We start from the raw sequence: 9053 nt of genomic DNA, 5'->3' as shown, positions 1-9053 counted from the left end.
AGACGGGGCTAAACACGTACCTCTATCTTTCCTGATCCGTTCTCCAAGAAGTAGAGATCAATCCATTCTCGCCCACCGTCACGACAGAAGACGGGGACACACGTAGTGGTATGTTCGTACCGTCGTTCACACCGCGTTTCGATCTGATCCCGTGTCCAGTCACCTTCCTGCTCCAAGTCGTATCGGTTCCGAACCTGGTAGGAGTATTCGTCAGCTGCAGCTTTGATGACCCGCAGAGAGAAATCCTGTGTGTCCTTGAATGTGAACGGGCCACTCATCTCCGTGGCACGACTCAAATCACTCTCGTCAACGCCGTCAAGACATAGTTGGTTCTCCGCAACAGCGCGGAACGTTTCGAGTTCAGGACTCTTCTCGACGAGAACACTGTGAAGATAGTCGTGGACGACCTCGTCGTATGCGTCCAGTTCGAACTCTTCTTCTGGCGAGACGATCTCCAGTTCGGCCCCGGTCTGAGCCACTCGCCGGCGACGTGGTTCGAGTAGCGGACAGAGGAACGCGAGTCGATCCGAGTGGAGCAGGTAGGCGTAGCTGAACAGTCGGGATCGGGACGGAGATTCCTTCACCGGATCGTGCCCTTCGGCGTAGTACTTCGAATCCAACACGGCGAGAGTCTCGTCGCCTTCCTGAAGCGCGTGATCGGGCTCGTGGTAGATCGATCCCTCGCCCTCGAAGGGCTTCACCGACGGGGATCGGACGGGGGTTACGTCGTTCAGGTCTCCAAGATGGTCGTAGGATTTTATGTAGTTGAGTTCGCGTTCGATGACGACCTGGGAGTACTGCTCGAAGAGCGACTCCATATTCAGGACGTAGTCCACCACCAGCTCCCGCGGCCCGTCACGCAGTTGCTGGCCGAGCGACGACGACATAACCGCCTTCGATACATCGAACGCCTTCCGGTAGTACTGGCGCTGTTTCGGGAGATTATTCAGCGAGATCTCCCGGTATTCATCCATCCGATCAAGTCCGCTATCGACGCCCATACTCTCCAATCGCTCTACCTCGCGGTGGACCTCAGAGAATATCCGATCGTACGCCGGATGGTGGTTCTCAGGCGATTTCTGTCTGAAAAGTCGAAGAAGTGTCTTCCCCGCGAAATGCAGTAGCGAATTCACCGCGTTGTCGTATTCCGTCTCATTGTGAATCCACTGGGGCTCGATCGTTCCGCGAGCGTGGTTCAACAGTGTCTGCTCGACATCGATGTTCCCGCGACCGTCCAAGCTATTCGTCCGTTTGATTACGAGGTCACGGATGTACCCGTTCCGCTGGATGGTCTCCAATCCATCGAGGTAGTTGATCGCCAGAACGACGAATACGTCTTCGAGATGGATGTCGTCAGAGAGGAAGTCCTGTAGCGGGATGCCGTGGTATTTGACCGACCTATTCTGGTCGTAGACGGCCAGCAGCATATCGAAGATGTACTCCCAATCGATCTTCGGGTCGACCTGTACCTTCGACGAGGGCGTGAGACTCACGACGCCGACGATGTCCGTTGCCTCGACGTGGAGTATCTCGTTGTCGTCGCCGTCGACCGTGACGGTCACAACCTCGTATTCCTGATCGGAGTCGAGCGCTTCCTGACTTTTCGTGAAGACGCCGGGACTCTCTTGAGTAAATGACGCACGACGAAGCTGGTCCATTATGGACGACGGACAGCCCTCTATGCGGATTTCACCCCGTTCCGGGATGTTGAAGGTATCTTGCCCGTATTCGTAGACTTCGTCAACGGTACTCATTACTCGTAGGAACCCATCTGCCGCCGCTCCTGTTCGAGTTCGCGTTCGGCCAGTTCAGCCGCAGGCGACAGATCGAACTCCTCGAACTCACCGTTCAATGCGCGGTAGTGTTCCGCGATACGCTCAATCTGCGGAAATGCCGCGGCATTCAGCAGGCGAGGAACGATGTAAGTGCGGAATGCCTGGCCGACTGCGTCCGTTTGGTCGTACTCGTACTCGCCGCCCTCACGACACCCGACGCCGAGGAAGACCGCCACATCTCGGTAGTGCATCGGGCCGAACCGCATAATCGGCCCCTGCGAGGTCGCTTCATTTCCGTGATTGATTCCTTCGTAATCCCGTTCAAAGAGCCGAAGAATCTCGTTCTCGTCGAGATCCGTTTCACTGGTGATGTGGGTGGTGATCCAGTCCTTGAAGAGTTGCCGACGTTTGTCTTCCTCGTACTCGTCGAGCTCGATCATCGCAAACCGACGGGTGATTGCGTTATCAAGTTCGTTCACTGTCCGGTCCGACATATTCATCGTGCAGATGATGTTCACCCGTTCGTCGAGTTCGATAGTCTTCCCTTCGTCAGTCTCGAAGATCGTCTGGTGAGGGTTCTCGATAGCCGTGTAGAGAGGACCAAAGATCTTCGAGATGTCTGCTCGCGTGATCTCGTCGAGTATCACTCCATACTCGACATCGAAGTCACGCGCGCGCTCTACGGCTTCTGAGACACATCCAAGCTTCGTTCGATAGCTTAGCGATTCACCGGTATAGTCTGGACTGACACCACCAATGATGTCGGACGGAGTCCACGACGGCGTTGCAGTATTGAGACTGTATCCGATGCTAGTTTCTCGGGCGAGTTGTTTGGCGAAGGTCGTTTTCCCTGTTCCGGTTGGCCCGTAGAGGACAACGGGCTTTCCAGCCTCTAATGCAACCTTCGCGTTTCGCTGGACATCCTGCGGAACCAGAATCTCCTCAGGTGTTTCGTCGCCCCGCAGACTCACAAGACGCTTGAGACGATCGGACGCAAGTGGTGATTCGAGGACAGCCCGACGAACCTGGCCGAGACCACGCTCACCGTCGTGTAATCGATCGAGTTCTTGCTCTTCGATGAGATACTCCAATACGTCCTCGCTCTCGGCATTCTCAATTGCCTCGACAACATCGTCAGTTACCCGGCGAAGAATTCCAATATCATCTTTGACTTCTTCGACAGTATAGCCGTCCGACGAGTTACTCATTATAGCATACAGGTACCGTGTAGCATATAAAAACCATTCCTCGAATGCCAAAGCCGACTCTTCGGTTCATCACGAAGAAATCACTCAGCCCGACTGATCTCCAAAAGACCAGAGTGCCATCTTCATCGAGAAATGACTTCCTGACCACAGAGTGAACAGGACCTCACTCAACTTTCTTGTCGATCTCGCTAACCCCTCTGTTTCCGCTGGAACCGACCCGCACTATGGCGTTTTGCTGCGCAGTTTTCGATCGAAATACAAGTCTACTTTTAACTGGATGTCATACACTCTTGTACAGACATCAACCCGGTGCCGCCTTGCAGAAAGGCCGCGTGTTTGGGCACGCGACCGGGGGTGTCCACCTGAAAGTGATCACCCATGGCACAGAAGCACCTGCCCCGAGAAAAGTCTCTCGGACTGACTCCCGCAGACGTACCGCTCAAAGCCCTACCAACAGTCAAGCTCTCCCGTGAGGATATTCAACGGGCACTTGACCTTGCTGAGAAGCGTAACGACTCAGCAATCGATGAGGGTGTCGTGTTTGGTAGTCGTACTGCCCTCTCCAGCCATCAAATCGGACTCTTAGGCGAACTTGCAGTCGCACGCCTCTACGGGCTCAATGTGGATCCGAACGCATACACGCAGGGCGATGATGGCACTGACCTCTCGCTTCACGGAACTACGATTGATGTCAAATCAACAGCGACCCCGAAAATGAATCGGCCAGACCTACTAGTGCGCCCTGATAAGCCACTGAAATCGGAGTTATACGTCCGAACCCACGTGTTCGACTGGACTGCCTCAAGCGCCAGAATCCGGATCATTGGCTGCGCATCAAGGGAGAAGGTCAAGGATCAGATTCCGGAACCCTATCCGGAAGACACTCTGAATCGTGTTGTTCGGGCCGACGAGATGGATCTCTTGCCACTCATATCACCAGCTGACTGCTGATACGAGTCGATGAAATCCACGTTATCTGGAGTGTTAGCCTGTACTACAGAAGCCCTACTTGTAGCTGTGACTGTACTCGCAGGCCATTCTGTAGTACAGACGCAACTGGTTAATGCGTGGTTTGGCGGAGTCCTATGGCCGATGTCGGTCGCTGGAGCGGTATTAGTGATCCTTGCAGTGGCGATTATGGTTTTGCTGGTACTATGGGGGGTCCTCGAAGAAATTGCATCGCTGGAACTGCTTGGTCAAAGTACGCACACACTAGTTGGTGGTGCTGGACTCGTCGGAACGGGTCTCAGCACCCTACGCATCACCACCAACTGGATTCTCAACAGTGGAGCCGATCCGACTCCAAGCGAACTTACCGCAGTAGTGCTCATTGCAGGCCCTATCGCGTATGTGTCGTACCGCCTAGCGAAACTGCAGCAGATGCCTTCGCCGGCAACACACGAAGAGCAGCTGGATCCTGAGTATGTGCGAGACAGAACTATGCAGTGGGCAACCGAAGAGCAGGTCGATCGTCAGCCATCTCCAATGAGTCCGACAGCGGCAGGAGATCCGCATAAGATACGAGAGGACTTCCGATCAGACAACCGATCCACTCAGAACGAACGTACTGATTTGACAGAGCTGGATTTCGATTGGACCACCGATACTGGGGTAGAATTCGAGGATGTGGGTGGGATGGAAGACTTGAAAACAGAATTGAAGCGGGACGTGATGATCCCGCTCACAACACAGCGAGAAAAAGCGGAAGCACTCGGGATTAGTCCGTCGAACATTATCTTCCACGGGCCGCCTGGAACGGGGAAGACCTTCCTGGCGAAGGCCCTAGCCACCGAACTCGGACTCCCATTTGTGAAGTTGAGTGGGGCCGACGTACAGAGCAAGTGGATTAACGAATCGTCGCAGAAGGTGAAGGCGTTGTTCGAGGAAGGAAAAGCCGTTGCCGAAGAGGCTGGGGGAGCCGTGGTTTTCCTCGACGAGCTCGATTCGGTTCTGAAGAACCGCAGTGCTGGCCAAGCACACGAAGAGGACACGAAAGTTGTGAATGAGTTCCTGAACTGGTTGGAAAACACGGATGAACACAATATCGTGTTCATCGGTGCGACGAACCGGTTGGAGTCTCTGGACGAGGCAGGGATCCGATCCGGCAGGATCGACAAGAAGATCCACATCGGGATGCCGGGTTGTGACGCGCGCGCTTCTATCCTGCAAGCACAGTTGGCCGACCGACCCCACCGTCTGTCGGAAGACCAGATTCGGGCGGTCGCTGAAAGAACAGACGGGATGACTGCCGCAGACTTGACCAGTCTCGTTGAAGAGGCGGCCCGAAACAGCCTGTTCCGCAACGGTGAAGCCAAGATCACCGGAGAAGATGTGCAGCAGGCGTTAAGTTACTGACTTACCCTATTATGGATTTCACCACAGAAGTGTGGTACAGTCATGCTGTCAGCATACTCTCCCGACTCTGAGTCTATGCGTCATCTTTCGGCCCGCTCCACCATTTCCCTGTGTCTGTAGCTTGTGATGGTCGCATTGAGTGCCGTATTTAGGTCCGAATCACGCCTTTGTCTCCGATTTCGCGGTGCCGTGTCTTGGAAGACTGTCGCTTTGAGTGACCATTATTGCAGCTTCCCAAGTCGGCGCTCGTCAGCATCAGTCAGGAGCTGGACATCGTATTCATCTTCGAGATCGGCGATGGTCTCGAAGCACTCACGGGCGGCTGCTTCGTTGCCGTCATCTAAGTGCTGTTTCCCTTGCTTGCGTTTGACCTTCGCTAGGCCTTGTTTCCCAGCGTAGCGAGGCAAAGTCTCCCGGTAGTACTGCGCAGCCTGATCAAGATGGTCCCACCATTCGTCTGTCGGCCCGTGCTCTTGACTAACTGTCTTGGCGAGGTTCCAGTGCGTCTCTGCTAATTGCTGTGCAACGTTTCGTTGCTCGTAGTCTTCGGACGCCAGCCCCATCGCCTCTTCCAATAACACCACTGCTTCGCGCAGGTCCGATTCCTCGCTGCGTTCTATGAGATCCTCTAACCGCTCTTGGCGTTTCACCCCCTCACTTTTCCAGACAACGTGCCCACCAAGGTCGATGCCGTACGCTGAGTCATCATCTGGCTCACCAAGCCGAAGCATCCAGGTATTGTCTCGCTTGACGAATTCGAGGTGATTGACGTTCCCGTGTTGATTCTCGTGGCGGAGCAGACGCTCACCGGCATCAACGTCGAACAGGTAAGTACTGCAATCCGGGTTTAGTGTACTAGTTGCAGCGTAGGCACCGTCAGGCGTGATGGCAACCGGGCCGATGTTCGAATCGAAGTCATGCTTCACGAAGCGGTGCCCGGACCGATTGAAAACGTGGAATGTCCCAGAGAGCGTGTCGCCCCAGTCCTTCCAGTCAACGACCGCGACAGTCCCGTCGTTTGCGACAGCACACGCATTCGGCCGGTCGATGTCGGTCGTAAAGCAGAGCTCATCGCCCTCGAACAGGAACACGCGACCCGGTCTGGACTCGCCTTGCCCTGGTCCTGACCGGCCATCCTGGTAGGCGGCCGTGTACTCCCCGTCCGGCGATGTAGTTCTTTGTGCGTAGTACTGTTCACCGTCGTATTCGATGTCCACCCGGTCAGGGACGTGCTCTACGGACGATGCGTCGTCAGGTTCACGTGGTGATCGAGCAGTTCGGTCAGCCGCCCCCTCTGATGGTTCTGATTCAGTATCGCCGGGAGTGGCTGTCTCTGTTGTTTCTGCGTCGGTTGCGTGTGACGAGGCTGATTCGGCGGTGGTGGACTCATCAAGAGATCGACGCCGCCACAGGTAGAGGCCCGCCGGAACAATTGCGAGGAACCAGATAAGTGCTGTAACGACGTACGCCCACCAGTACTGCGGCCAGTCAGTGGACTTCCGGATATGTCTTGCATCGAGGTAAAGAGCAAAAGGGAGCCCGAGCCAGACGGTGAAAAAGAGGATACCCCAGAGTGCTGTGGGCAACACTTCGACGCCGAAGAACGCGATAATCCAGCCAGGGATGGCAGCGATAATGATCTTCTGCCAAATCGTGGACGGAACCGACCCTAGGTGATTCATAGTATCTGCTGCTGGCGTCGCCGTGGCGGTATTCTGTCGCTCCGCGTTGCCTTCTGTGCCGACTTGGTCGGGGGTTTCGCTGTCGTCCTCGTGGTCAACGGTCGTGACGAACCCTATGTATTCGTCGACGAGATCAAGCCCGTCGTGCTCAACGACGAGTTCAGCGAGGGTATCGCCGTTAATGAGCTTCACATTGAGCCGTTCAGCGAGGTCACGGGCTTGACTGGTGAATTCGTTTGTCGTTACCACGACGACCTTATCCACCCCCGTGTATTGCTGGTCGAGACTCGCGTACTGCTGGATGTCCGGCGATCCGACAGTCGTGTTGGGGCCGTAGCGCTTCGCTTGGATGAGTGTCGTTTGTTCGTAGGGTGTCTGTTTGCGAGCGATAACGTCAACGCCTTCGTCGACTGCCGCCGCGGAAACATCAGTTTCCCAGCCCATCCGCTCCCAGAGATCCGCAACGAAGTGCTCGAACTCGTACGGATCCATCTGCTGTAGTACGGTTTTTAACTCATTAACGCTGTCAATCGGCCCTTCTTCTATCGGGAGTGTGTCTACGCGTCGCTGGGTGGACTGCGTGTCTGCGCGGTCAGCTTGGTCACGCGACTGTGAGGAACTGCCGTCGTCATTTTTCCCGACATTACGGAACCAACGGTACAATTCACGGTACGCGATATAGCGGAGAAATCGTTTCATCGTTCCCTCTCCTCTTGCTGAAAGAGACCGTGAGCCAGTCGGTACCTCATATAGTGGTGTACTGATTGATTCTTGACGGGCAGGCCTAATAATGAATCGGGGTAGTCGCAATTCATTCCCGCTGCATAACGAGGGGCTGTGAGGAAGTCTGTGCGTAATGTATAACCGGGATGAGAGATCGCTAATTTACTGACCTTTATTACAATCCCGACTTAAATTTACTATGGCCAACAATCCGCACGAGCGAGCGAAGGAATACGGGCTTGAAGCCCCAGAAGTTAATTCCTTGATTCCCGTCGCGTTCTGGTTCGTCGGGAGACAGTTTGGCAAACATGGCTCAATAGCTACCAGCTACGAACCGGAACTGTCTACACTCGTTGACTACACCTTTAGCGAGGGAAAATACGCATTTGTAACCCGTATGCAAAGCAGAGAGCTATTCAAAACCGGTAACCACTACGTCGCCGGTCGACGATGCAACTGGGCCCCGACCGAAACCGCCCTGCAAATTATGAATTCCATCTTTGGTGGCCTTTCCCAGTTTGTCCCATCTTGGGCGAATGACGAACATAGTGGCCGGCCACTGTGTCGAGATGGGGGCGAGCATCTCCACCACCGAAAGGGCGTCCTTGTCGCAGAGAACTACTTCGATCAGCTTGAACAAATTTCACATACACGTCTGTATCCGAACCTCGGACAACAAGTCAATCCAGATCTACTGCTCGGTAATTACGGCGACTACGCCGCCCGCGTCGAAGTAATCACTCGACACAACGGCTACGAAACTTGGCGGAAAAAGTTCGCTTTCTGGGACAACATAGACGACGCGCCGACAGTGTGGGTCTGCGAAAGCCGTGAGCACATTGTCCAAATGCTAAATAATCTCGTCAAACATGAGATTCTGGAGCTGGATGGCGGACGTTTCGGTGGAGACCCTAGCAACTGGTCGCAGAAACGAATAAACAACCGGTTGCGTCGCTCTGGGCACAGCGACAGCGTCATCACAATTCCCAGTATGCTTGAAGGCGATATAGTCCGCACGCTTGAATTCGTTAAGGACAATAATATCATCTCCTTCTCCTAGTCTGTAATGGGGGTGAATCCCCCTCTCAATCTCCCTATAGACACAATAATGTGGACGTACACTAGGGGTGTACGAAGATTTAGATCCCGCCGTTAGATGGTGTGTACGACCTATGTAGATGTGTACGGGCGGAAAATGAATGTCTGTACGAAACACCAAGAATTTCGGTGGATGACGTAGTTGGATAGCGTGACCAGGATTCACCGGTTAGTGATGCCTCTCATCCTGATCTGATGATCTTGTCTGTAAA

Annotated in this window: 6 protein-coding genes; 3 read left to right on the top strand and 3 right to left on the bottom strand. The window is 54.4% G+C overall.

Annotated features, from left to right (window positions below; genetic code table 11):
- Window positions 1-8: 8 nt before the first annotated feature.
- Together ACP96_RS07265 and ACP96_RS07260 are read right to left on the bottom strand one after the other, a co-directional pair.
- Entirely contained in the window at window positions 9-1754 is a 1746-nt protein-coding gene (locus ACP96_RS07265; RefSeq protein WP_050032828.1) for a 5-methylcytosine restriction system specificity protein McrC, read from the bottom strand.
- Window positions 1754-2983 (bottom strand): AAA family ATPase, encoded by a 1230-nt coding sequence (locus tag ACP96_RS07260; RefSeq protein WP_050032827.1) that lies wholly within the window; start codon window positions 2981-2983, stop codon window positions 1754-1756. Before ACP96_RS07260 ends, ACP96_RS07265 begins: the two co-directional genes overlap by 1 nt.
- Before the next feature lie 378 nt (window positions 2984-3361).
- Between ACP96_RS07260 and ACP96_RS18535 the strand changes: the two genes are divergently transcribed.
- Complete coding sequence (locus tag ACP96_RS18535; RefSeq protein ID WP_154020417.1) at window positions 3362-3934, top strand: hypothetical protein; 573 nt, start codon at window positions 3362-3364, stop codon at window positions 3932-3934.
- A 141-nt stretch (window positions 3935-4075) separates the two neighbouring features.
- Complete coding sequence (locus ACP96_RS07255; protein WP_050032826.1) at window positions 4076-5338, top strand: AAA family ATPase; 1263 nt, start codon at window positions 4076-4078, stop codon at window positions 5336-5338.
- 221 nt (window positions 5339-5559) lie between these two features.
- Here the strand turns inward: ACP96_RS07255 and ACP96_RS07250 are convergent, their stop codons facing one another.
- On the bottom strand, window positions 5560-7512 hold the full coding sequence (locus tag ACP96_RS07250; protein WP_050032825.1) for a restriction endonuclease: 1953 nt from the start codon (window positions 7510-7512) through the stop codon (window positions 5560-5562).
- Window positions 7513-7942: 430 nt separating this feature from the next.
- Here ACP96_RS07250 and ACP96_RS07245 point away from each other — a divergent pair, with 430 nt between their 5' ends.
- Entirely contained in the window at window positions 7943-8803 is an 861-nt protein-coding gene (locus tag ACP96_RS07245) for a hypothetical protein (protein ID WP_050032824.1), read from the top strand.
- The last annotated feature ends 250 nt before the right edge of the window (window positions 8804-9053 follow it).

It is taken from the genome of Halorubrum halophilum (genome assembly GCF_000739595.1).
Lineage (GTDB): Archaea > Halobacteriota > Halobacteria > Halobacteriales > Haloferacaceae > Halorubrum > Halorubrum halophilum.
The sequence above is the reverse complement of the archived record's forward strand: the minus strand, read 5'-3'. Positions and strand labels throughout refer to the sequence as shown.